General features: G+C 61.0%; 21 protein-coding genes and 6 pseudogenes. 17 read left to right on the top strand and 10 right to left on the bottom strand.

Going from position 1 to position 23,924, the window contains the following annotated elements; all coding sequences use genetic code 11:
* Nucleotides 1-26 precede the first annotated feature (26 nt).
* Nucleotides 27-341 carry a hypothetical protein gene (locus ACG873_RS02475; RefSeq protein ID WP_394893817.1) on the bottom strand — a complete coding sequence of 105 codons (315 nt, stop codon included), beginning with the start codon at nucleotides 339-341 and terminating at the stop codon, nucleotides 27-29.
* A gap of 485 nt (nucleotides 342-826) precedes the next feature.
* Nucleotides 827-1,147, bottom strand: a pseudogene (locus ACG873_RS02470) (integrase core domain-containing protein); the annotation flags it as partial.
* A 247-nt stretch (nucleotides 1,148-1,394) separates the two neighbouring features.
* Here ACG873_RS02470 and ACG873_RS02465 point away from each other — a divergent pair.
* The gene (locus ACG873_RS02465) at nucleotides 1,395-2,306 is read left to right on the top strand and encodes a site-specific integrase (RefSeq protein ID WP_394890252.1); all 912 of its coding nucleotides are present in this window, start codon (nucleotides 1,395-1,397) and stop codon (nucleotides 2,304-2,306) included.
* A 21-nt stretch (nucleotides 2,307-2,327) separates the two neighbouring features.
* On the opposite strand, the gene ACG873_RS02460 is transcribed toward ACG873_RS02465, so the two are convergent.
* Nucleotides 2,328-2,681: a helix-turn-helix domain-containing protein gene (locus tag ACG873_RS02460; protein WP_394890251.1), complete on the bottom strand. Its 354-nt coding sequence runs from the start codon at nucleotides 2,679-2,681 to the stop codon at nucleotides 2,328-2,330.
* Nucleotides 2,678-2,872 carry a hypothetical protein gene (locus ACG873_RS02455; RefSeq protein ID WP_394890250.1) on the bottom strand — a complete coding sequence of 65 codons (195 nt, stop codon included), beginning with the start codon at nucleotides 2,870-2,872 and terminating at the stop codon, nucleotides 2,678-2,680. The genes ACG873_RS02460 and ACG873_RS02455 overlap by 4 nt, the downstream gene beginning before the upstream one ends.
* Before the next feature lie 278 nt (nucleotides 2,873-3,150).
* Here ACG873_RS02455 and ACG873_RS02450 point away from each other — a divergent pair.
* A pseudogene (locus ACG873_RS02450) lies at nucleotides 3,151-4,050 on the top strand (recombinase family protein); the annotation flags it as partial.
* A gap of 353 nt (nucleotides 4,051-4,403) precedes the next feature.
* Here ACG873_RS02450 and ACG873_RS02445 read toward each other — a convergent pair.
* Entirely contained in the window at nucleotides 4,404-4,622 is a 219-nt protein-coding gene (locus tag ACG873_RS02445; RefSeq protein WP_394890248.1) for a hypothetical protein, read from the bottom strand.
* Between ACG873_RS02445 and ACG873_RS02440 the strand changes: the two genes are divergently transcribed.
* The 6 genes and pseudogenes from ACG873_RS02440 to ACG873_RS02415 all read left to right on the top strand — a co-directional run bounded on the left by ACG873_RS02440 (nucleotide 4,606) and on the right by ACG873_RS02415 (nucleotide 11,669).
* Nucleotides 4,606-4,908: a transposase gene (locus ACG873_RS02440; protein WP_394890247.1), complete on the top strand. Its 303-nt coding sequence runs from the start codon at nucleotides 4,606-4,608 to the stop codon at nucleotides 4,906-4,908. The genes ACG873_RS02445 and ACG873_RS02440 overlap by 17 nt on opposite strands.
* A gap of 753 nt (nucleotides 4,909-5,661) precedes the next feature.
* Nucleotides 5,662-6,782, top strand: a pseudogene (locus ACG873_RS02435) (beta-ketoacyl-ACP synthase III).
* Between the two features lie 485 nt (nucleotides 6,783-7,267).
* Nucleotides 7,268-8,449, top strand: coding sequence for a TlpA disulfide reductase family protein (locus ACG873_RS02430; protein WP_394890246.1), 1,182 nt, complete (start codon nucleotides 7,268-7,270; stop codon nucleotides 8,447-8,449).
* A 365-nt stretch (nucleotides 8,450-8,814) separates the two neighbouring features.
* A complete protein-coding gene (gene groES, locus ACG873_RS02425; protein WP_394890244.1) occupies nucleotides 8,815-9,153 on the top strand; it encodes a co-chaperone GroES in 339 nt (112 codons plus the stop codon).
* A 3-nt stretch (nucleotides 9,154-9,156) separates the two neighbouring features.
* Complete coding sequence (gene groL / locus ACG873_RS02420; protein ID WP_394890242.1) at nucleotides 9,157-10,809, top strand: chaperonin GroEL; 1,653 nt, start codon at nucleotides 9,157-9,159, stop codon at nucleotides 10,807-10,809.
* A gap of 749 nt (nucleotides 10,810-11,558) precedes the next feature.
* Nucleotides 11,559-11,669, top strand: coding sequence for a hypothetical protein (locus tag ACG873_RS02415; protein WP_394890240.1), 111 nt, complete (start codon nucleotides 11,559-11,561; stop codon nucleotides 11,667-11,669).
* A gap of 168 nt (nucleotides 11,670-11,837) precedes the next feature.
* Here ACG873_RS02415 and ACG873_RS02410 read toward each other — a convergent pair whose 3' ends face one another.
* The gene (locus ACG873_RS02410) at nucleotides 11,838-11,987 is read right to left on the bottom strand and encodes a hypothetical protein (protein ID WP_394890238.1); all 150 of its coding nucleotides are present in this window, start codon (nucleotides 11,985-11,987) and stop codon (nucleotides 11,838-11,840) included.
* 583 nt (nucleotides 11,988-12,570) lie between these two features.
* On the opposite strand from ACG873_RS02410, the pseudogene ACG873_RS02405 reads away from it, so the two are divergent.
* Both ACG873_RS02405 and ACG873_RS02400 read left to right on the top strand, forming a co-directional pair.
* A pseudogene (locus ACG873_RS02405) lies at nucleotides 12,571-12,912 on the top strand (insulinase family protein); the annotation flags it as partial.
* Nucleotides 12,913-13,165: 253 nt separating this feature from the next.
* Nucleotides 13,166-13,414, top strand: coding sequence for a DUF6074 family protein (locus ACG873_RS02400; protein ID WP_394890235.1), 249 nt, complete (start codon nucleotides 13,166-13,168; stop codon nucleotides 13,412-13,414).
* Nucleotides 13,415-14,027: 613 nt separating this feature from the next.
* Here ACG873_RS02400 and ACG873_RS02395 read toward each other — a convergent pair.
* Together ACG873_RS02395 and ACG873_RS02390 are read right to left on the bottom strand one after the other, a co-directional pair.
* Complete coding sequence (locus ACG873_RS02395; protein ID WP_394890234.1) at nucleotides 14,028-14,618, bottom strand: type II toxin-antitoxin system VapC family toxin; 591 nt, start codon at nucleotides 14,616-14,618, stop codon at nucleotides 14,028-14,030.
* Nucleotides 14,608-14,904, bottom strand: coding sequence for a hypothetical protein (locus ACG873_RS02390; protein WP_394890232.1), 297 nt, complete (start codon nucleotides 14,902-14,904; stop codon nucleotides 14,608-14,610). Before ACG873_RS02390 ends, ACG873_RS02395 begins: the two co-directional genes overlap by 11 nt.
* Before the next feature lie 218 nt (nucleotides 14,905-15,122).
* On the opposite strand from ACG873_RS02390, the pseudogene ACG873_RS02385 reads away from it, so the two are divergent.
* Nucleotides 15,123-15,472, top strand: a pseudogene (locus ACG873_RS02385) (ABC transporter transmembrane domain-containing protein); the annotation flags it as partial.
* Between the two features lie 415 nt (nucleotides 15,473-15,887).
* Here ACG873_RS02385 and ACG873_RS02380 read toward each other — a convergent pair.
* Nucleotides 15,888-16,814 carry a LysR family transcriptional regulator gene (locus ACG873_RS02380; protein ID WP_394890230.1) on the bottom strand — a complete coding sequence of 309 codons (927 nt, stop codon included), beginning with the start codon at nucleotides 16,812-16,814 and terminating at the stop codon, nucleotides 15,888-15,890.
* Nucleotides 16,815-16,929: 115 nt separating this feature from the next.
* Between ACG873_RS02380 and ACG873_RS02375 the strand changes: the two genes are divergently transcribed.
* The 6 genes from ACG873_RS02375 to ACG873_RS02350 all read left to right on the top strand — a co-directional run bounded on the left by ACG873_RS02375 (nucleotide 16,930) and on the right by ACG873_RS02350 (nucleotide 23,176).
* The gene (locus ACG873_RS02375; RefSeq protein ID WP_394890228.1) at nucleotides 16,930-17,916 is read left to right on the top strand and encodes an NAD(P)H-dependent flavin oxidoreductase; all 987 of its coding nucleotides are present in this window, start codon (nucleotides 16,930-16,932) and stop codon (nucleotides 17,914-17,916) included.
* Nucleotides 17,917-18,067: 151 nt separating this feature from the next.
* Entirely contained in the window at nucleotides 18,068-18,253 is a 186-nt protein-coding gene (locus ACG873_RS02370; protein WP_394890226.1) for a hypothetical protein, read from the top strand.
* Entirely contained in the window at nucleotides 18,253-18,582 is a 330-nt protein-coding gene (locus ACG873_RS02365) for an MFS transporter (protein WP_394890224.1), read from the top strand. The genes ACG873_RS02370 and ACG873_RS02365 overlap by 1 nt, the downstream gene beginning before the upstream one ends.
* Before the next feature lie 1,408 nt (nucleotides 18,583-19,990).
* Entirely contained in the window at nucleotides 19,991-21,343 is a 1,353-nt protein-coding gene (locus ACG873_RS02360; protein ID WP_394890222.1) for a M16 family metallopeptidase, read from the top strand.
* Nucleotides 21,344-21,405: 62 nt separating this feature from the next.
* A complete protein-coding gene (locus ACG873_RS02355; protein WP_394890220.1) occupies nucleotides 21,406-22,719 on the top strand; it encodes a M16 family metallopeptidase in 1,314 nt (437 codons plus the stop codon).
* 208 nt (nucleotides 22,720-22,927) lie between these two features.
* Complete coding sequence (locus ACG873_RS02350; RefSeq protein ID WP_394890198.1) at nucleotides 22,928-23,176, top strand: DUF6074 family protein; 249 nt, start codon at nucleotides 22,928-22,930, stop codon at nucleotides 23,174-23,176.
* A 254-nt stretch (nucleotides 23,177-23,430) separates the two neighbouring features.
* Here the strand turns inward: ACG873_RS02350 and ACG873_RS02345 are convergent.
* Nucleotides 23,431-23,892 (bottom strand): annotated as a pseudogene (locus ACG873_RS02345) (IS110 family transposase); the annotation flags it as partial.
* Nucleotides 23,893-23,924 lie beyond the last annotated feature (32 nt).

Genomic DNA, 23,924 nt, shown 5'->3' with positions numbered 1-23,924 from the left:
TCCTGAGAAGAACGAGCTCGAAGCTTTCAATAACTGGCTAAAACTACCTTGGCCCTCGAAGGACGGCGGCCGACCGCCCCGTACCTGACGGAATCAAGCGGGAAATCCAGGAAGAGGCAGGCGGCGAATACGCCATCTGCCATGGTCGCCCCAATTCCTGCTAGGCCGCCCACAAGGGAGGGATGACGAAGGCCTCGAGCTGCTACTCTTCCCGGCGCCCTGATGACACTGCCGTAGGAGAGTTTGTCGTCGTTGCTGACGATCGCCTGAAGTAGCTCAGGATCTTCTCCAAGCTTTTTCGCGACGCGGTTGATGGTGAAAACGTAGGTGATCGTAGCCATCAGGCGGCCTTGGCCATTAAAGCAAAACCACGGCGGTAACAATTGGCCGGTCACCTCGATCTGGTCGGCGAGTTGCGTCAAGGCGAATCGCACGGCGCGACGCCACGCGGTGCACATGATTCCCGTCTTTCAAACAAGGCCCGCAAACAAATTCTTCGGTGGCACGTTCAGCATCGCTGAAATCTGCGAGCGCGATGGCGCACGCCACCAGTCGCACAAATTGAGATAGCCGAGATCGCTTGTGCAAGGCTAAGGGCTTGATATCATTAGGCGAGAAGTCTCACCTTTAAATACAACGCGGCAATGTCCTTGATGACCGTCTCAGCATACGGCTTCGGTGTCCCGGCTTTCTGTTCATCTTCGCTCCTTTGAAGGGCTACGATGAGCCATAATCCTACTATCTCAGTTAAGCCGATTTTATCTCATTGGTGCTGACGCCGGACAGTGTCCGTCGTCAGGGAATTTGAGACAACTGGCGCTCTGATTTAGCGGAGGCTCTGGCGCATCGCGGTTGTCATTTGAGCGGCGTCTCTGCGGTGTCGCAGGCGCCGTTGTTCGATGGTCTTTCGCTTGATCCTTTCTCGTTGCAACAAAATGGTCTGGCCGCGTCCGCAGTAGACGTCGGCCGGGGTGAGGTTGTCGAGACTCTCGTGGTAGCGCCGGTGATTGTAGTGCTCGACGAAGGCGGCGATCTGCCTGTCGAGATCGCCCGGCAGGAAGTAGTTTTCGAGCAGAATGCGGTTCTTCAGCGTCTGATGCCAGCGCTCGATCTTGCCCTGGGTCTGGGGATGGCTGGGCGCGCCACGGGTATCCGTGATGGCCGATGGCGCAGATCTCGGAGCCTGCCTTGATGATCGAATCAACAAACGCCGGAACTTCGCTCGCTTTCATGAGCCGCTTGTTACTTGCCGCCATGAATGTCACTCCCGTTTTGCACCATGAACAACTGAAGTGAATAAGGGCGCGGCTGGCGCCGCGCCGTCATAGCCGTTGCCGCCTTCGTCAGTCTCCTTCGTCTTCAGGTGATGAAGAAAGCTCAGAATGGCTTGAAGCGTGAGCCCGTCGAAGAAGCATTTTTGCGCCTGGGCGCGTCGCCAGAATCTAGAGGTGCTGCCGCCTGATCCGCAAATCGTCGGCCTCTACATCACCGCCTGCGCCTCCGGCACGGCGACCGGCGACAAGAAGCCCACCTCGGTCTCGACGATCGAGCACCGGCTTTCCTCGCTCTCCTGGAATTATACGCAGCGCGGACAGCCACTGGGCAGAAAAGACCGTCACATCGCCACCGTCATGGCCGGCATCCGCAACGAGCACGCCGCCCGGCCCCGGCAAAAGGAGGCGGTGCTGCCCGAAGACCTGATTGCCATGCTGGAGACACTCGAGCGCGGCACGCTGCGCGGACTGCCCGACCGGGCCATGCTGCTGCTCGGCTTCGCCGGTGGCCTCAGACGCTCCGAACTCGTCGGTCTCGACGTCGGCCGCGACCAGACCGAGGATTCTTCGGGCTGGATTGAATTTTTCCCGGACAAAGGCGTGCTGTTGACGCTGCGGGGCAAAACCGGCTGGCGCGAGGTCGAGATCGGCCGTGGTTCATCGGATGCTACCTGCCCTGTCGTGGCGCTGCAGACCTGGCTGAAACTCGGCCGCATCGCACACGGGCCGCTGTTCCGGCGGGTCACCGGCCAGGGCAAGGCGGTTGGCGCCGAGCGGCTCAACGACCAGGAGGTGGCGCGGCTGGTCAAACGCGCGGCGCTGGCGGCCGGCGCGCACGGCGATCTTTCGGAAAGCGAACGGCAAAAGCTGTTTGCCGGCCATTCGCTGCGCGCCGGCCTCGCCTCCTCAGCCGAGGTCGACGAACGCTACGTCCAGAAGCATCTCGGCCACGCGTCGGCCGAGATGACCCGCAAATACCAGCGCCGCGGCGATCGGTTCCGGGTCAATCTCACCAAGGCGTCGGGGCTCTGAAAGAGGCCCTCCCTCCCCTGCTCAGTGCGCGGCTGCAGGAGTTTTGTTGTGGACATTGGCCTCGGTATCATTGGGCGATAGAGCACGCAGCACCGCCTCAGGCTCCCGGTCCATGACGCGAAGCAGTGTACGGGCTGCGCCGCTTGGCTGCCGCTTGCCCTGCTCCCACTTCTTGTAGCCGGATGGGCTGGTTCCCAGCACGGTCGCCATCTCATCCTGTGTCAGGTCGAGCTTCTTGCGGATGGCTTTGGCGTCGACCGCGCCAACATCGACGCTGTGCAACTTGATACCGGGAACGTCCTTACCCTGCGCGCGAGCCAGAGCTTCCGACATAGACTGGATCAGATCAGCGCCGAATTTTGTCATCTCGCTCATGTCCTGCTCCTGTTCGCTGCCTTGATCGCCTTGGCGAAGGCTGCAACCGCCTTTGCCTCGTCCGGTTTCAGATCGATCTTTTCATTCTTGCCGTATGCCAACAGCGCGTAGGTCGGTGCGTCATCGCTGTACCAGTAGTAGATGACCCTTGCGCCACCGCGCTTACCCTTGCCCTTGGAGCCGAACCGCATCTTTCGAACGCCACCGGTACCTGGAATCTCATCGCCGACCTGCGGATTTGCAGCGAGAAAGTCGATCAGTTCCTTCCGCTCATCGTCGCTAAACAGCTCCGCCGCCTGCTTGTCTCGGCGACGGTCTGCATACGCTTACTATAACCCAATGGGTTATATATGAGCCAGCGATGGGCAGAGTCATGGCCGATCCACCGAGACGACGCCTTCAACCGTTCGTTTTCTGGCGCGTTCCTTATGTTTACAAACGCCTTAAAGACACCCTCGAAATCAACCAAATGCGCGCCCAACCGACAGCTCTCCCGATCCGCCGCCTCATTGCCTATGCCCGTGTCTCGACCGAGGATCAGGCGACCGACGCCCGGGTCGACGAACTCAAGGCGGTCGGCTGCCGCCTGATCCATCAGGAGCATGGCTCCGGCGCCTCGCGCTCGCGGCCGGGGCTGGCGAAACTGATGCGCGACATCGCCGCCGGCGACGTGCTTGTCGTCGTCCGTCTCGATCGCCTCGCCCGCTCAGTCAGCCATCTGCTCGAGGTCATCGAACGGCTGGAGGAGCGCGGTGCCCATTTTCGCTCGCTGCGCGATCCGATCGACACCTCCACGCCGCAGGGTATGTTCTCGCTGCAGGTGCTCGGGGCCGTAGCGCAGCTCGAGCGCGCACTGATCGCCGAGCGCACCAAGGCGGGCATGAAGGCGGCCATGGCGCGCGGCAAGCTTCCCGGCAATCCGGGGCTGCGCGAACGCCGGCCGGAGGCGATCCGGGCGGTGTTGGCGGCGCGCGACCGCCTCTATCTCGACGAGCTCATCACCTCGGCCCAACTCTGGCTGCCGACGGTGCGCCGGATGCGGCCGCAGCACAGCTGGGATGATGTCGTGCGCGTTCTCAACAGCAAGGGCCACAGCTGGACGATCGAGCGCCTGCGCCGCGCCGTGCACCGGCTGGTGCGGGAGCGCATCGCCGCGTCGGCGCTGATCAAACGATCGGCACGACGCGCACCGGAGGATCGCCTGATGACCCTGGTCGCCGGGATCGCCATTGCCGATCCGGAGCTGTCGCTGCGGGATATCGCCGCCCAACTGGAGCGTATGCACGAACGCACGCCGCGCGGCGGCCGTCAGTGGCAGGCGTCGTCCGTCAAGGCACTGCTGGACCGGGCCCGCCGACTTGGCCTCGTGACGCCCGATGGCGCCTGGCTGATGAGGCGGCCGGCTAGCCGGCCGCTAGCGCATCGGCTCGGAAGGACGGAAAGCATCATCGTTGAACCCGAACCGCCGGGCAAAGACCGTTACCGCAAATCGTCTAGAAGTTCGGGATGTTTTTGGAGGAGTGTCATGAGCTGGATCGTGGGACCGCTCGAGGATTGCCGATCGTGTGTCTCGATGCGCGCCACGCAAGCGCCGCCCTCTCCATGATGCCGAACAAGACGGATCGTCATGACGCGGCCGGTCTGGCCCAGATTGTGCGAACCGGATGGTTCAGGAAAGTCCGCATCAAGAGCCACGGCGCCTATGTCGTGCGGGCGCTGCTGTCAGCACGCGATCTCCTGGTCGGCATCCGCGGCAAGATCGAGAACGAGATCCGTGGGCTCTTGAAGACCTTCGGCATCATGTTCGGGAAGAAGCTCGGCGGCTTTGCCCGTCGTGCCGAGGAAATCGTCTCCGGTGGGTTGACGGCAGCGCCTGAGATCAGAGCAATCGTCGAGACGATGATCGAGGCCCGCCGATCCATCGTTGAGCGGATCCATCATCGAGCGGATCAGGGCGCTCGACGCGCGCGCTCGCGCGGCCGCGAACCAGAATGCCATGGCCCGGCTGTTCATGACCGCACCCGGTGTCGGCGCTGTGATCGCGCTTTCGGTGGCCCCGACCTATGACGATGCTTCCCGCTTCCGCCGATCCTCCAGCGCCGGCGCCTATCTCGGCCTCACATCCAGGCGCTACGAATCCGGCGAAATCAGCAGAAACGGCCGCATCTCGAAGCGCGGCGACAAGCTGACGCGGACCATCTCTATGAAGCGGCCAACGTCATCCTGACGCGGCAAATTGGCTTCTCTTCCCTGAAGGCCTGGGGCCTGCGGCCTGCCAAGGGCGCGCCGGCTTCAAGAAGGCGAAGGTTGCGGTGGCGCGCAAGCTTGCCGTCATCCTCCACGCCATGGAAGACGACTGAGCCGTTTCCGCCACGCCGTCGCAAGGAGCTTTCGATTCCCGATCAACTCCAGTTCCCGAGACGCGTCCTTGCCGGGACGCTGCGCGGACGAGATCGCTCCCACGCATGCGGTCCTACAAAACCGCGAACACCACTTCGCCCCACCCGTTCCAACGCAAACATGCGGCGATCCTTGCGATCCACCCCGGAGAGAACCCTGAGCCCGGCAGGCGCTGCACCAACGAGGAGAGAGCCCATTAACGAAGGCGACTAGAGAACTTCCTGAAACACGATGTCCGTTCGCAACGCTGCTGGCTATGCAACCTCTGCTGCACCGCTCAACACACTGGCGCATGGCTGGACGTCTCGCGCAAACCACTTCGTCTACGGCTCCCCAACCATTTGGGACATGGATCGGTCTTATCCAAACAATTAATTTTGCCGATCTATGAAAATGCTGCACAGCACATCCCTGCGGTGCGCCGCTGGGAACGCGAGAGACTGCTCGCCGGAGAGCAGAGAGACTTGGGCGAAGCCCAGGTGATTGGCGGCCGTGTCTTTCCAAAGCCCTCAAGCCAACGCCGTCCACTATCTATTGCAACGCGCAGGTCGCGGCAACCGCACGGGGATCGTTTAGCAGCATGCATCGCGTCATCATCAGCGGCGTCGGCGTCGTCATCCCCGAGGCCTCGATCACCAATGAGGAACTCGTCGGCAGCTTCAACATTTGGGTGGACGCCGAAAACGCGCGCCGCGAGATCACCGGCGAGGAGAAGCTGGCGAAGTCGGACACCGACTTCATCGTCTATGCGTCGGGGGTGAAAAAGCGCCACGTTCTGGTGCTGGACGGGATTCTGGATCCCGAGCGGATGACGCCGCGCATCCCCCGCGCGGCGACGACGAGCTGTCGGTGATGGCGGAGTTCGGCGTGGCGTCGGCGCGGCGCGCGCTCGACGATGCCGGGCTTGGCCCAGAAGACATCGATCTCGTCATCTGCGCGGCCTCGCATCACCAGCGGCCCTATCCGGCGATCGGCATCGAGATCCAGAACGCGCTCGGCATCAAGGGCGCGGCCTTCGACCTGGGCCTCGGCTGCTCGTCGGCGGCAGCGGGGCTGCATGTAGCGTCCAACCTGGTGCGGGCGGGTGGGCAAAAGCGGGTGCTGGTGGTGACGCCCGAGATCATCACCGGGCATTTGAACTTCCGCGACCGGCAGACGCATTTCATCTTCGGCGACGCCTCGACGGCTATGGTGGTGGAGGCGCTGGAGGAAGGCGAGACGCGGCCGGGCAAGTTCGAGGTGCTCGACACGCGCGGCTGGACGCAGTTTTCCAACAATATCCGCACCAATCTCGGCTTCCTGCTGCGGGCCGGGCAGGAGGACACCTCCGCGATCGACATGCGCGGCAACATGATCAAGCAGGTCGGCAACAAGGTGTTCAAGGAAGTGACGGTGGCCGGCCACCGTTTCATCGTCGATTTTCTCGCAGAGCACGGCCTGACGCCGCATGGGATCAGGCGGTTCTGGCTGCACCAGGCCAATGCGCGCATGAACGCCATGATCCTGAAGCTCTCTTTCGGCCACGATGTCGGCCATGATCGCGCGCCGATGGTGCTGGAGCGGCTCGGCAACACGGCGGCGGCCGGTGCGATCGTCGCGTTCAAGGAAAATCACGAGGACATGAAGGCCGGCGATTACGGCCTGCTCTGCGCCTTCGGGGCGGGGTACTCGATCGGCGGAGCGCTGCTGAGGAAGCTTTGACGGGTTCCTTGCGCGCTCGTTGGCCGGCGCTGTCATGCGCGGCACGCGTGAAGGGTGTTCGCCAGTTTGTCACTTGCCCGGCCAATGCTATTCTGGATGGACTGGAGCTTCGGACGGCTTGTCCATGCAGGCAGCGTTTCGCATGCCGGTTTGCCCTTGATGAGGCGAACGGCCTAGGGAAGACGGGCAGAGGCTGCGTGCCGCACGCGTCCTTATGGCCTTGGCGCTTCGGGACCGTGTGGACGGGCCACGCTTTTCGAACTGGCGCGAAGCGTGTCCAAAACCTGACAGCGGCAGACGATCTGACAGGTTCAGAACAAACATTGGTAAAAATGTCAGGTTCATGACACCGGCCACCTTGGGCACTGCGGAGGTTTTTCAAAGCATTCCTGCACTATGCGCGCTGGCATGACCCTTGCGACCCCTAGGAATAAGAGAGGCCTCTCTCGCGAACCGGTGTGCCTCTCTAGGAAAGAAACCAACTCATGCCAAACGCTGTGGTCCTGCAGATCGAGTCCCCGGCCCCTTCGATTCAAGTGGAAACCTGGCTGCGTGGCGAGCCGCTCACCAGCTTCGAGCCCGGAAAAGTGTATATCGTCGAATTTTGGAGAACTTCGTGCGGCCCATGTGTGGACGCGATGCCCCATCTGATGCAGCTGCAGGAGAAACACAGGGAGAGCGGACTTGAGATCGTCGGAGTCGCGGCATATGAAGACGCTCCAACGACCGATGAGGCCCGAAGCAAGCTGGACGCTTGGTTGACCGAAAAGTTCTCGAATCTGAACTTTCGGATGGCGTTCGACTCCACAGGCGAAATGGACAAGCTTTGGATGGAGCCCAGCTTTTCTTTCTGGATTCCGACCAGTTTCGTGGTCGACCGAGACGGCCACATCGCGTTTATCGGTCAACCGACAAAACTCGATGAGGTTTTGCCGAAGGTGCTCAATGGCAGCTGGCGCGCCAGCGACAAAGCGAAAGCCGCCGACAGGGAGCGGATCGCGAAAGGCGAAACCAAAGCGCGCGAACAAGCGCTGACGAAGCCGATCAATGATACATTTCGGGCGGCAGTGGAGGCCGAGGATTGGAAGACGGCGCGCTCGGCGATCGAAGAAGGCATCGCCTTGATGCCGGACAACCTCCGTTTCCGCCAGTTTCAGTTGACTCTGCTGCTTCACAAAATGCGCGACATGCAGGCCGGCTTGCCCGTCATGCGCCAATTCGTTCGCGACGCGATCAACAGAAACTCCGAGAATTGGATGATTGTGGCGCTAGACGAACTCTTCTCTCCGAACTTTGACCATTCGCACTTTCCGTCTGCTGAGCGCCTGGCGATGGGCAAGGAGCTGTCCGAACACATCCTGGCACTCAATCCCCCGCAAAGCGACCAATGTAAGTTCCTGCCCTATCCAGCGATCGCTCGTTACTATCATGAGAGCGGCAACAAAGATCGCGCCATCGAGTTGATCGAGTTGACACTGAAGTCGCTGGACGGTCCGGAGCCGATCGCGCACGACCTGAAACAGTACCTTCTACCGGAGTTGCTGCAGGCCCTGGCCAACTACAAGGATGAGAAGGTTTGTTACGGCGATCTGTGTGCGGCTCCGCGAAACGATTCCTCCCAAAAGGTCCAAGCGGCGGCCAAGGAGGAACCTAAAGAGGGGCGATAATCGGAAAGGCTTACTGGCCAATTCGTCCATTTCCCTGGCGTGGCTGTGCAATAGGCCGGCCCATGCGGCCAGCCCAGCCTCGCCATCCGCAAACACCTGAACGACCACGGAGAAGACGTCCCTGATCACCTCACCAAAACATATTGCAGCTGCGGGTCTCCCGGACCCCGTCAAAGATGGCACTGGAGTAAGGCTTGGCAACATGAAGAAGGTTACTCATTCAGCTCGGCGCCGCCCACCGATCCGCCTGCTCCAACAGGCGGGGAATATGGGGACGCAGCCGACCGCCTATCTCAGCGCGAGGTTAGCACTCGCACGCTCCGGCAACGGAGAACCGTTCAACATCCGCACCAGGGACACCAAAAATGGCAAAGTCGAATTTCCGGCCGCTGCATGACCGCGTGGTCGTTCGCCGCGTCGAGTCCGAAGCGAAGACCGCCGGCGGGATCATCATCCCCGATACCGCAAAGGAAAAGCCGCAGGAAGGCGAGATCATCGCCGTCGGCTCCGGCGCCCGCGACGAGGCGGGCAAGCTTGTTCCGCTCGACGTGAAGGCGGGCGACCGCATCCTGTTCGGCAAGTGGTCCGGCACCGAAGTGAAGCTCAATGGCGAAGACCTTCTGATCATGAAGGAATCCGACATCATGGGCATCGTTCTGACCGCCGAAACCCATTTCGCCTCTTCCACAGACCTTCGGAGCTAAAAAATGGCCAAGGAAGTAAAATTCTCCCGTGACGCCCGTGAGCGCATGCTGCACGGCATCAACATCCTCGCCGACGCGGTGAAGGTGACGCTCGGCCCGAAGGGCCGCAACGTCGTCATCGACAAGTCGTTCGGCGCACCGCGCATCACCAAGGACGGCGTCACCGTCGCCAAGGAAATCGAGCTTGAGGACAAGTTCGAGAACATGGGCGCGCAGATGGTCCGCGAAGTTGCTTCGAAGACCAACGACATTGCCGGCGACGGCACCACGACCGCGACCGTTCTGGCCCAGTCGATCGTGCAGGAAGGCCACAAGGCCGTTGCCGCCGGCATGAACCCGATGGACCTGAAGCGCGGCATCGATCTGGCCGTGACCGAAGTCGTCGCCCACCTCACCAAGAACGCCAAGAAGATCAAGACCTCGGAAGAGGTTGCCCAGGTCGGAACCATTGCCGGCAACGGCGATACTTCGGTCGGCGCCATGATCGCGGAAGCGATGCAGAAGGTCGGCAATGAGGGCGTCATCACCGTCGAGGAAGCCAAGACCGCCGAGACCGAGCTCGAAGTCGTCGAGGGCATGCAGTTCGACCGCGGCTATCAGTCGCCCTATTTCGTCACCAATCCGGACAAGATGGTCGCCGAACTCGAGGACGCCTACATCCTCCTGCACGAGAAGAAGCTCTCGAACCTGCAGGCCATGCTGCCGATCCTCGAGGCTGTCGTCCAGACCTCCAAGCCGCTCCTCATCATCTCCGAGGACGTCGAGGGTGAGGCTCTCGCGACGCTGGTCGTCAACAAGCTGCGTGGCGGCCTGAAGATCGCCGCCGTCAAGGCGCCGGGCTTCGGCGATCGCCGCAAGGCCATGCTTGAGGACATCGCGATCCTGACCGGCGGTCAGGTGATCTCCGAAGACCTCGGCATCAAGCTCGAGAATGTCGGCATCAACATGCTCGGCCGCGCCAAGAAGGTGTCGATCTCCAAGGAGAACACCACCATCGTCGACGGCGCCGGCAAGAAGGCCGAGATCCAGGGCCGCGTCGCCCAGATCAAGCAGCAGATCGAGGAGACCACCTCGGACTACGACAAGGAGAAGCTGCAGGAGCGGCTGGCCAAGCTGGCCGGCGGCGTTGCCGTCATCCGCGTCGGCGGTGCCACCGAAATCGAAGTCAAGGAGAAGAAGGATCGCGTCGACGACGCTCTCAATGCGACCCGCGCGGCCGTTGAAGAAGGCATCGTGCCCGGCGGCGGCGTCGCCCTGCTCCGCGCTTCGCTGGCCATCACCGTCACCGGCGCCAATGCCGACCAGACGGCCGGCATCGCCATCGTTCGTCGCGCCCTGCAGGCTCCGGCCCGCCAGATCGCTGCGAATGCAGGCGCCGAAGCTTCGATCGTCGCCGGCAAGATCCTCGACAACAAGGGCGCGACCTTCGGCTTCAACGCCCAGACCGGCGAATATGGCGACATGATCGCCATGGGCATCGTCGATCCGATGAAGGTCGTGCGCACGGCTCTCCAGGACGCGGCCTCGGTCGCCGGCCTGCTGGTCACCACCGAAGCCATGATCGCCGAAGCTCCGAAGAAGGACTCGGCCGGCGGCGGCATGCCGGGCGGCATGGGCGGCGGCGGCATGGGCGGCATGGGCGGCATGGATTTTTAAGGTCCACGCACCTCAACAATCTCGGAAGGGGGCGGCAGTGATGCCGCCCTTTTCTCTGGCGCGGATCCAAGCCGGCTGCCCGATCACAGATGAGGAAACGCATGCCCTTTATTGAAGTCATTACGCAAACAGAAACGCCAGCATCCAATAATCGCTCGAACCTTTGGCGCCGCTAATCTCCGCCCCGATCTGCACTGACGAAACCGCTGGGGCAACCCTCTATGAGAGCATCCCGGCTCAATCTAGGCAACTCTAACATGCGTTTTCGCACACGATACCGAGATGGTGCTGCTTTCCGTGGTGCCTGTCCAAAGCCTGACAGCGGCAGACAAAATGTCAGGTTCAGGATCAAGATTTGGCAAAAATGTCAGGTTCATTACGACGAGCCATCTGGGCACTGTGGAGGTTTTCACAGCGTGGTTATGGCTCCTGGGCGCTGAGTGCTTTGGCACGGCCATTGCACATTCAGATTCGGCAACATGAGTGAGGGCTGAGTGCACGCAGACGCGCGAGGCAAGCGGTGCTGTCTCCTGCCCTCGAACCCGTGTGCCGTCGCTCATGAAGTGGCGCTACTTTTGGCATAGCTTTGGAGATCAGCATGGTATGCAGACGGAGTCCTCGGCTCCTTCGATTCAGGTGGAAACCTGGCTGCGTGGCGAGCCCATCACGAGCCTTTCGGCCCGGCAACGTACATCGTCGAATGTTGGTGAACGTGGTGCGGACCATGTGTGCACGCGATTCCACATCTGATGCAGCTGCAGGAGAAATACAATGACAGCGGACTTGAGGTCGTCGCGGTCGCGGCTGATGGAGACGCCCCAACGGCCGATGACCCCAAACCATATTGGACACTTGGTTGACCGAAAACTGCTCGAACCTGAACTTTCGGATCGCATTGGACTACGCAGGCGAAATGAAACAAGCTTTGGGTGGAGCCCAGCCTTTCTGTCGGGATCCCGACAGAATCGTGGTCGACCGAGACGGCCTATCGCCTTTGTCGGTGTCGGTCATCTGAAGCACCTCTCTGACTAGAAGCCATAGGCATGGACGAAGCCATATGCCGCCACGATGGCTTCGGCCAGATCCGCTAGCCGGCTCGAACTCGACACCTCGATGTCCCGATAGAGGCGCGCCCGAAGAGAGGCCCGCAAGATCAAGGTGGCCGGTTCACGTATCACGATATCAGCCGCTGACGGTTTGAAGGATGATTTTGAAGACGTTCGCGCCCGGGATGAGACGCGTGGTGTCGACGACGATTCAAATCTCGGCTCGCCCCGTGCAGCCCAGATGTGCGATAGCCGGTTGGTGACCTTTCGCTGAACGACGGCGTGTCTGAGCGCCCGTTCGCATTCGTTGTTGGTCGCCTTGACCAGACCCTGCCAATCGGCGGACATCCCCTTCGCCGCGTCCGGCACGGCCGCGACGACCAGCGTGCCGCGGGACGGGCAACGAACCGCCCTCGATCAAGGGCCTGATCGCGGGAAGGTCGGTCTTGTGGTGCTGGCTGGCGGTTCGGCGGGAAGACCGTTCGACAGGCTGGCCCGGCAGGAAGGACATTGGTCGGGATGACGGTCGACGAGGCGATTGAAAGCCTCGCTCACGGCGCGGCTGTGGCTCATATGTCCCCGACTAGGCGCCGCCGGGCTTCCTCTTGTCCCGACGCACCTTGCGATCGTTCAACGGAGCTTCGATGACGTGCGCGACGGTGCTGCGGATGCAGCGACCGGACAAGACGCCGCATCGTCAAGGACGGTGTGACCGATGACGATCTGGGAGGTGAAGTCTGAAGAGGGCATCAATGCTTGGGTGGTGGAGGATCACACGACGCCGATCATCGCCATTCACTTCGTCTTCGACGGCGGCACCACGCAGGACCCGGCCGGCAAGGGAGGCCTCGCCAATCTGATGAGCGCCCTGTTCGCCGAGGGCGCCGGCGATCTCGACAGCGATGCCTTCCAGGTGAAGCTCGACGATGCCGGCGCCAAGATGAGCTTTAAGGCGCAGCGCGACCGCATTTATGGCTCGATGCGCATGCTGTCCGAGCAGCAGAACGCCGCTTTCGAGCTGGTTCGGCTCGCGGTCAACAGGCCGCGCTTCGACCAGGTCAAGGCAGCGGCCAAGAAGCTGCTTTCGCCCGAGCCGGCCATTATGATCGTCGGCCCGCCGCTGGGGGCGAAGGATGAGCCCAGGACCCATTTCGCCTTCCTTCTCCCCATGTGAGGCCTTCGCAGGGGAAGAAGTCCGGTTCGGTGGGCGAATGAGGCCCGCGGAGCGGTTTTCAGCGCGTTAGCCGGTTCAGGCGAGCGATTCCTGGATGTCCAAAAAAATTCGCGGGGTTTGAAGGGCAAGATGATCTATGGCTGATTCAAACATAAGCGCGTTTCCCCTGCAACGGCGGCGGAAATTGGTGGAGGGGATTGCCCGGGTTTTGGAATCCAAGAATCGGGAAGACGCAAACGCCTTCTGGCGCAGCACCGCCAAGACAATTCTCGTCCAACTGTCCGAATCAGGAATTGCACCGGGGCTCGCCGAACGGGAAGTCGGAAGGCTTCTCCATGCTGTCTTAGGCGACATGACCACCCGGTCTGCGAAACTCGCACAATAACATCGGCTCACGAGGAAGGGTTGCCGCGTTGAGATCGTCGGCGGCACGTAGTAACTATACATCGGGAACTCTGCGGTCGATGTCTCCGGGATGTGCGTACCTCGCTGTCGAAGCCTTCTTCGAATGGTTGTCGATCGGATGCCGGTTGACACCTGTGGCAGTGAACTCCCCCTCCAGCCAGCTTGCGAATGCCTCGACTGCTGTCGACAGCCCGCCCGTTTCTGCGCCCGAGCTGCGGACAGGCGCAGACTTGCCGCAGATGAAACAGAAATGTCAGGTCGGACGGGCGCACGTTGCTCGGCGCCGGCTTGAGGCCAAGCGGGATCGGCTCGCCCCTAATTTCCGAGAGGAAGTCACCGAGCAGAATAACAAAGAGCCGCGCTTGTCCGCTGGTCTGAAACATAAGTTTCGACGGTCAGCCCGGTCGGTCTTCACGAACACCGCCCAATTGACCATTCCATCGATCATCTCCCAAGCCGAATTGAGGATGATCACCTGACGCTCCGTATCGTTCTTCGTCCCGCCAAAGCGCCCGCAAAAAACTTGAGGCACTTCGACAGATCGACTGGCGCGTGCCCGTCTTGAAGCTTCCGGTAGATGACAACCGCAGCGATCATGGCGATCGCGGCCCCGGCAGCGTTCGATAAAGGATGATCCGGTCGGTCGGTATTATCTGCGCAAGGAAATCGAAGTCGCGGACATTTCCGGTCAGCACGCTTGCACCCAACTGCCGCGCCTGTAGGAAAATCAGCGCATCATTGACGAAGCGGCGCTCGTGCCCCTCCCCTTTGGGAAGATTGCTCAGCCGAGAGAGCATGCCCGCCAGCACCCCGGCATGCCCCCAAATGGATGCGTCTGGCGAATGAAGACGATGGGCGGGAATGTCTTCTACGGTCGCTTCAATCGTTTCGAGAACGGCTTTAGTAGAAGCATGCTTCGGGTCCAGCCGACCGAAGATATGGGTTAGCTCGGACAGACTGACAGCCGAATGGTGGCATAGACGATATGTAAGCAGCGTATCGACTTCAACCGGGGACCGCCCCTGCAGCACGTCCAGATATACGCTAGTATCGAGGAAAAGCGGTCCCCCGATTGTTGGTTCGTCAGCGGCCCATGGGAGATCGCAGTCGGCCCTGCGCTCCAGCGTTCCGACATGTTTCTGGGGCTTTAGCGATCGGAGTGTTTCGGAGAGATCAAACCCCAAGATCGATATCCGACGGAATGCTGCCCTTGCGGCCGACCAGTCGGGCACCGAAATCATCTTCGAGAGCCAGTCGCGATAGCGCCAATTCCAAGAGCTCCGTGTCCGAGGTGACATGGGCACGCTTCTTGGCCGCCTCGATTAACTCCGAGGGCACGCGGCCAGATAAACGGGTATTCTTCGCTGTACCCAAGAGGCCGACGGCTTTAGCCTGATCGAGGACGAGCTTGTTGCGCGTCAGCGCGGCCTTTGCTTCATTTTTCGCAGCAGAGCGTATCTGAGCAACCATCTGGACCTCCTGCGTTGAACAGAATATAGATTGCGTTGAACGTGCTGGCAAGCTCTTGCAACCGCGCGTATGCGCCTCGCTAGACGGTCGACGCTGATCGCCTTGGTGATCGATTGAGGGGAGATCGATGGATTCCATGCAAATCGAGATCGCGCGTTTCCTTGCCGAAAAGGCGCTTTGACAAACTAGCGCGACGGCAACAGGTCGGTGACGCTTGAATGGAACCACCCAACCGGCAGAGGCCTAGGCAAGAACCTCGAGGTCGTCCTCCGAGCTCTGTGCGCATAACACTCTATGCGCAATTTAAGCGATCCTGCGCGCAGTTTTCAAGTCTATGCGCAGCTATATACTCCTATGCGCAACTAAGCTTGCGCGTAGGTCCTGCGGCAGAGCACGCGCTGTGGAACACGGCGCTTACGCTGCTCGTCGTCAGCATCCTGCGCGGCCTCCTCACTATGCGCAGAACTACTGTGGCGAGGCCGTCGGCGCCACCGGACCGGCTATGAACTGCGGCTGGCCTTCTATGAGAAGGTCCAGCGCCTGAGCTTCTCCTTCCACGACCGGGTCAGGGGGCTGAACGATCTGGTTGGAAGGCCCCTCACCGAAATCCGTACCGTCGAGCAAATGATGGCCGAAAGGCCCGTCCGTGACAAGGATACGGCTGGTCCGGAGCTGCCAAGCGAAATCGCGACAGAAGTCATTCATGAGTTTTTGGAAAAGCAGTATCGCGAAACCCTCGATCAGCCCGTTGGAATGCTGGGAAATATTTCCCCGCGCGAGGCCATCAAAACCGCCGAGGGTCGCGAGAAGGCCGCCGAATGCTCAAATACCTTGAAAACCGTTCTTCAAGCCAGCCTGACCCCAACGACCCCATGGCGACCTATGATTCCGGTGGATCTGGGCCGAACTCGGTATCGAAAATCTTCGCCGATAATCGCTACCGTATATCCGTGTCCCTATAATGTACTGGACCCAAGCCCGCCTCACGCATTCTGCAACTGCCGAATTGGCACCGGCTTTGCCTGAGCAGGCCTTGAATGCGCCTCAGACGCAACTGTCATGAACGACTGAAGCGCCGCGGAGAGATACTCATTGCTTCGCGTCACGAAAACAGTGGTCGCCAGTCGGAGATTGTCAGAAAGCTGATGCACGATGACCTGCCCGGAGTCTGCCGCGTCCTGGACAACGGCACGAGGCAACATCGCCACCCCGACCCCGGCGGCGACACAGCCGACGATTCCGTCCATCGTTCCGAGTTCCATCCATCGGACGTTTGTGACACCCCACCTCGCCAGGAAGCCATCCATGCGTCGCCGATAAGAACAGCCCGATCGAAACGCGAGAACCTTTAGAGCAGGTGATCCAGCCATCGCTTTCAAATCTGCTAGGTCGCGGATCCGCGGTGAGGAGATCACCACCAACTCCTCTTCGACGATCGGGATGCTCTCCAGTTCGGGATGGGCGATGGGGCCGGACACGAAAGCACCATCCAGTTTCCTTGCGACCACTTCGCCGACGAGTTGTTCTGTCGGGCCAGCCTCGACCTGCACATCCACGTCAGGATAGTCTGCAGCATAGCGGATCAGGATCGGCGGCAGGCGTTGCGCGGCGGTGGTTTCCATCGAGCCGATCCTGAGCACCCCGCTCGGCGTTCCGCGATCCGTGACGACGCGCTTGGCTTCGTCCAGAAGTTCTCCCACACGATCGGCATAAGGAACAAGCTGGATGCCGGTAGCTGTCAGCGTCACCCCCCGGCGCGAACGGTGAAAAAGCAGTACGCCGATCTCTTCCTCGAGCGATTTTATTCTCGCGGTGACATTGGATTGCACCGTGTTCAGCGCACCGGCCGCCCCTCCGATACTGTTTGCCCGCACCACCGCCTGGAAAAACTTGAGGTCGACGCTGTTCATCAGCCATCTCCTTTTCAGATGAAAAATATCTGATCTAATCATTTGTCTTAAGTCAAGCGTCACAATAGCGTCAAAGAAAACTTACCGGGAACATTCCTCAAACTGGAGAAGTACGATGACGATACGAACGCGTCTGACAAAATTTTTCAAAATCGAGAATCCAATCATCCTTGCCCCGATGACCCCGGCCGCGGGTGGTGCGCTTGCATCCGCGGTCGCCGACGCCGGCGGTTTGGGCCTTTTGGGCGGCGGATATGCCGATCGCCAGTGGTACGAAACGGAAGCAGCCTTGATCACCAATGAGCGCGTGGGCTGTGGGTTCATCACCTGGGCGGTCGAAACCGACCTTGAGCTGTTTGACCGTGCGCTTGCGGAGCGTCCATCCGCGATGATGCTTTCGTTTTCCGATCCAGCGAAGCTCGCGGCACGGGTCAAACAGGCCGGCGTCCCGCTGATTTGCATGGTCCACACCCTCGAACACGCCCGGCGCGCGATTGATGTCGGCGCCGACGTTCTCATCGTTCAGGGTACCGAAGCCGGCGGCCATGGCTTGGTGGCACGGTCAACCATGCCCTTCGTACCCGCGGTCGCGGACCTCGTGGCAAAGATCGCCCCTTCGGTCATTGTCGTGGCGGCGGGCGGCATCGCCGACGGCAGAGGACTGGCCGCTTCGCTGATGCTTGGCGCCGACGGCGTCCTCATGGGGACCAGGTTTTGGGCTACTCGCGAGTCGCTGATTCATCCGGCGGCCAAGGACAAGGTAGTCGCCGCGACCGGGGACGAAACCATCCGCACCTCCGTCTACGATATCGTCCGCAAGAAGGCCTGGCCCAAAGGATACACCGGTCGTTTGCTCAAAAACGGCTTCATCGACAAATGGCACGGCCGGGAAGACGAGCTGCGCGCGCTGCATTCCGAAGAACTGTCGAAAGTCGAGGCGGCTTGGGTCTCTGGTGACTATGACACGGCCAACGTGACTGTCGGTGAGGCGGTGGGCCTCATCAATGATCTGCCGTCGGCGAAGGACATCGTCCGCCGAACCTTGCGCGAGGCAAGCGAAAGGCTTGGTCTCTACGCGTTCGATCAGCGCATCGGGAGCTGATTTATAACGGCCTGAAGACAGGACCGACTGCTTTCAAAAATAAACGGGGCTGCAGTATGCAACAGCTACAAGAAAGGGACGAGTCCGTCCGCAAACCCTGGCATCTGGACCGTCGTTCTCGCATCAAGCGCAGGCAGGGTCATAGAATGGTATGACGTTCTATCTTTACGGGAGTCTGGCGATCTTTTTCTCGACCGTCTTCTACCCTGCCAATGAACCGACAGCAGCTGTTCTGATCAGCGTCGCAACCTTTGCCACAGGTTTCGTCGTGTGCCCATTAGGAGCCCTGCTGTTCGGCAGCATCGGCGATCGCGTGGGACGCAAGAATACGTTTTGATGACGCTTATTCTGATGGGCATTGCGACTACGCTCGTCGGCGTCTTGCCAACTTTCGAGACCGCCGGGTATTTCGCGCCGATCGCTCTTGTGGTCCTTCGGCTAATCCAGGGATTGGCGATCGGGGGAGAATACGGTGGCGCCGCCGTTTACGTTGTAGAACACGCACCGGCAAACCGGCGCGGGTTCTTCACGAGCTTTATCCAGACAACGGCAACCGTCGGCTTTTTTCTGGCGATCGTCGTCGTGCTTGCGTGCCGGCTGTCGCTCGGCGAAGTACTCTTCAAGCAGTGGGGCTGGAGAATTCCGTCCAGCTGTCATCGGTTTTGATCGTCCTGTCCCTTTATTTGCGCCTCAAGCTGAGCGAGTCGCCGGTGTTTGAGGAACTACGCAAGGGTGGAAAGACCGCAAAGAGCCCGATCCGTGAGAGCTTTGCCACTGGCCATGGCCTTCGATAATGCGGCGTTCGCCCTTTCCCTACCACATCGGAACGGGAGTATTCGGTGGCTTTGTCCCCTTCGTTAGCCTGTCGCTCGTTGCCTATGCGCTGAAAGGTGCACGTACGGTTCGGGGACGAGAAGCGCAGCAGCGCTTCTTACTCCACTCGAAAGCACCACCGATGACCGGCCACTGATGCAGCGCACCTCGTGAGACGCTAAAGTTCGAACTTTGATGAATGGCACTGCTGCGGCCGTTGTTCGTGCAGCTCAAGCAGCTCCGGTCAATTTTCGAATATGGGTGGGGCGGTCATTCATCTGTTCGAGCGGGAATACTAGATGCAGCACCCTTCCACTGCGAGTGGCCCGGCCGGCTCCTGTTCCCTACGGGCCACGCTCCTGACTCCTCTGCTCGTTGCGACCCTGGCCTGCTATCGAGAATAGGGTTCCGCGACGATCACCATCGCCTCCATGCCTTCACCAGCTTCGCCACTCAATTCGAACGCCACCCGCAGGCAGTTCGAGGCGCATCCTATCCTGCTTGCGCGGCAGCACGCGCAATCCTCGTCCGCACGATCAAGATATCGTCCCCACCGTCAAGCACTTGGCGTTGTCCAATGTCCGACAATGTCGGGAAAGGCAACGGCGCAGAGTCATATCCATCGCCTTGCGTTTGAAGGGTTTGTCGTTTGGCACGGTACGTGCAGGATCACCCGCAAGGAGAAGACATTCCATGATCGCCTCACCGAAAGCCACCGCCGTCACGGGTCACCCGATAATTCCAAGGGTGACGCTCGAGTGAGGCCTGGCAACATGGAGATGGTTTGCTCATCCGGCTCGGCGCTGCCCGCCGATCCATCTTTCCCCGCGATCGGGGACACAGGACGCAGCGTCTTCAAGAGCAAGATATCGTTCCCACCCGCAAGCGCTTGGCGAGGTCCAATGTCCGACAATGTCGCGAAGGCAATGTAGCATCGTCGCATCAATCTCCCTGGGTTTGAACGATTTGTCATTTGGCACGGTGCATGCGCGGTGATCCGCAACACCTTGGGAACCAAGGAGAAGACGTTCCATGATCACCTCACCGAAAGCCACCGCCGCCGCGGATCTTCCGATCCATCCAAGGGTGACGCTCGGGTGAGGCCCGGCAGCATGAATACGGTTGCTCATCCGGCTCGGCGCTGCCCCCGATCCACCTTCTCCCACGATCGAGGAGACAGGACGCAGCGTGTTCAAACTGAGGAGTAACTCACTTGCCCCGAACCTTTCCTCTCGTCCCGCCACCACAACCGGAGCCATCGATGAACGTTCTGTCTGACGGGCTGCGCAGGATGCCTGCTGCGACCACCCTGGTGACGACCGCTCCGGCTCTGGCCGCCAGCGGCGACGGCAAGGCGACGAATTTCCTGCTCGACAACGGCATGGAAGTGGTCGTCATCCCCGATCACCGTGCGCCGATCGTCACCCATATGGTGTGGTACAAGGTGGGCAGCGCCGACGAGCCGCCGGGCAAATCTGGCATTGCCCATTTCTTTGAGCATCTGATGTTCAAGGCGGCCACCATCAACCATGCCGCCGGCGAGTTGGGCCGCGCCGTGTCGGCCATCGGCGGCTCGATCAATGCCTTCACCTCCAACGACTATACCGCCTATTTCGAGAGGGTGGCGCCTTCGGCGTTGGAGCAGATGATGCGCTTCGAGGCCGATCGCATGGTCAACCTCGTCCTCAAGGAGGATGATATCAAGACCGAGCGCGATGTGATCCTGGAGGAGCGACGATCGCGCATAGACAACGATCCGCAGGCCGTGCTGCACGAGGAGGTCGCCGCGACGCTCTGGCAGAACCAGCCCTACCGCATCCCGGTCATCGGTTGGATGCAGGAGATGGAGAAGCTGAACCTCACGGACGCCCAGGCCTTCTACGACAAATATTACACGCCCAATAACGCCGTGCTGGTGGTGGCCGGCGATGTCGAGCCGGAGACGGTGAAGGCGCAGGCCGAGAAGACCTATGGAAAGGTCGCGCGCGGTCCCGCCCTACCGCCGCGCATCCGCCCGCTCGAGCCGGAGCAGAACACCAGGCGCACGGTGACGTTGAGGGATCCCCGCGTTTCGGTGCCCGATTTTTCCACACATTGGGTGGTGCCGTCCTATCGGACGGCCGAACCTGGCGAGGCCGAGGCGCTGGACCTCTTGGCGGAGATCCTCGGCGGCGGCAACCGCAGCCGGCTCTACCAGCAGCTGGTGGTGAAGGGCATTGCCGCCGGGGCCGGCGCTGATTTCGGGGGCACCATGCTGGATGCCACCAATTTCACCATCTACGGCTCGCCGCGCGGCAATGCCAAGCTCGCCGATCTGGAGGCGGCGGCCCATGCCGAGATCGCTCGCATCGTCAAGGACGGTGTGACCGATGACGAGCTGGAAAAGGCAAAGAACCGCTATGTCCGCTCGCAGATCTTCGCCCGCGACAACCCGGCCTACATGGCCAATGTGTATGGCTCCACGCTTGTCACCGGCGGCAAGGTGCCGGACGTCGAGGAACGGCCGGACCGCATCCGCAAGGTCACCGCCGACCAGGTAAAGGCGGTCGCCGCCCGCTATCTTGTGCCCGAGCATTCAACCACGGGCTATCTCTTGCCCAAGACGGAGACGTGATGATGAACCAACGCAGTGGCGTCTTTGCACAGGCGCGCTCCCCATGGAGAAAGGAGGGCAGCATGCCTCGCCACGCCGCTGGCGACCCTTCTCCTCACCATTCTCTGCCTCTTCTGGCCGGCGATCAACGCCTGGACATTCAGGAGTTGAAATCTGAAAACGGCGTCAACGCCTGGCTGGTGGAGGACCATGCCGTGCCTATCATCGCCATCCAGTTCGTCTTCGATGGCGGCACCACGCAGGATCCGGCCGCCAAGGAGGGGCTCGCCAATCTGATGACCGCCCTGTTCGACGAGGGCGCCGGCGATCTCGACAGCGATGCCTTCCAGGTTAAGCTCGACGATGCCGGCGCCGAGATGAGCCTCCACGCGCAGCGCAACGGCATTTATGGCTCGATGCGCATGCTGTCCGAGCAGCAGAACGCCGCTTTCGATTTGCTTCGGCTCGCGGTCAACAGGCCGCGCTTCGACCAGGCGCCGATCGACCGCACCCGCGCCCAGATGCTTTCCGGCATCATCGCCAATGAGCGCGACCCTGAGGCGATCGCCGAGCGCAAATGGCTGCGCGCGATCTACGGTACGCATCCCTATTCGCGGCCGGAGGAAGGCACCCAAGAGAGCCTCGCTGCCATCACATCGGCCGATCTCAGCGCCTTCCACAAGGCCACTTTTGGCCGCGACGGTCTGCGTGTGTCGGTGGTTGGCGACATCGATGCGAAGACGGTGAGTAAAAAGCTCGACCAGCTGTTCGGCGATTTGCCTCAGAAGCAGACGCTCGCCCCCGTCGCCGATGTCGATCCCAAGCTCGGCCAACAGGTAGAGGTCGACTACGACCTGCCGCAGACCTCGCTGCAGCTGGCCTTTCCCGGCGTCAAGCGCCACGCGCCGGACTACTACGCCGCGATGGTGATGAACGAGATCCTCGGCGGCGCGCCCTTCACGTCGCGCCTGTGGGAGGAGGTGCGCGAAAAGCGCGGCTTGACCTATGGCGTCAGCTCCAATCTAGACGATGACGAGCATTCCAACGCGCTCGTCGTCACCACGGCGACGCGCTCGGACCGCGCCGCCGAGACGCTCAGCCTGCTGCGCAAGGTGGTGAAGCAGATGGCGCAAGAAGGTCCGACCGAGGCCGAGCTCGAGGCGGCCAAGAAATATCTGATCGCCGCCTATGCCATCCGCAAACTGGGCTCCTCCAGCTCGATTGCAGCCACGCTCGTCAAATGGCAGCTCGACAAGGTTGGCATCGATTACATCCAGCGCCGCGCTGCCCTCATCGATCAGGTGACGCTCGACCAGGTCAAGGCAGCGGCCAAGAAGCTGCTTTCGCCCGAGCCCGCCATTATGGTCGTCGGCCGGCCGCTGGGGGGCGAAGGATGAGCCCAGGACCCATTTCGCCTTCCTTCTCCCCCATGTGAGGCCTTCGCAGGGGAAGAAGCCCGGTTCGTGGGCTAATGAGGCCCGCGGAGCGGTTTTCAGCGCGTTATCCGTTCAGGCGAGCGATTCTCCGGATGTCCAAAAAAGCGCTGTTAACGAATTTTTTTAACCCGCCAATGCCTGTTCGCGGGGTTGAAGGGCAAGCTGATCGATGGCTGATTCAAACATAAGCGCGTTTCCGCTGCATCGTCGGCGGAAATTGGTCGAATCTATCGCCCGGGACCTGGAATCCAAGAACGGGGAGGACGCGAATGCCTTCTGGCGCAGCACCGTCAAGACAATTCTCGTCCAACTGTCCGCATCAGGAATTGCACCGGGGATCGCCGAACAGGAAATAAGAATGCTTCTCCGTGCTGTCTTAGGCGGTATAGCCACCCGGTCTGCGAAACTCGGACGATAGCATCGGCGCACGAGGAAGGGTTGCCGCGTGGAGAAACCCGGGGCTTCGCTAAGGCCAGCAACACTGCATCCGCCAATGCCGATCTCGGGCCGCTGACTGCCACGGAGGTGATCGCGTCTGCACCGCGCCGCCAGCCTATGTTGAGGATGCCGTGATGGCCGATAGAAGACCCAGGCCCGCGCGGTGACGTCCTCGCAGCCCGAGGTCCCGGAGTACGATCCCGGGGAAGTTCCTGCGTACACAAGCGCATGGTGCAGCCCGCGCACCATGTCGATGCCGAACTCGGCGAGCAGGCCGCGGATCATGTTGACCAACTGTGTACGCTGCCTGACCAGCAGATCGCGCGTCCGGTGCAGCGCCAGCGCCGCCTGCTGCTCTGCCGACTTCACTGGCACGAACCGCATCGTCGGCCGCGTCACCGCCTCGCAGATCGCCTCGGCGTCAGCTGCATCGGTCTTGCCGCGCTTCACATACGGTTTGACGTAGGCCGGCGGCATCAGCCGTACCTCATGGCCCAGCGTCACCAGCTCACGCGCCCAGTGATGCGATGTCCCGCAGACTTCCATGCCGATCAGACAAGGCGGCAGTTTGGCGAAGAAGGGCAGGACTTGCCGACGTCCAGCGCCCTTGCGGATGACGACATTACCCGTCGCATTAACAGCGTGGATCTGAAAGACGTTCTTGGCCAAATCCAGGCCTATCGTGCTAATCTCCATGCCGGATGGCTCCCTTGGCTCGTGGTTGCTTT

It is taken from the genome of Allomesorhizobium aridi (assembly GCF_043769475.1).
Taxonomy (GTDB): Bacteria; Pseudomonadota; Alphaproteobacteria; order Rhizobiales; family Rhizobiaceae; genus Allomesorhizobium.
The sequence above is the reverse complement of the archived record's forward strand: the minus strand, read 5'-3'. Positions and strand labels throughout refer to the sequence as shown.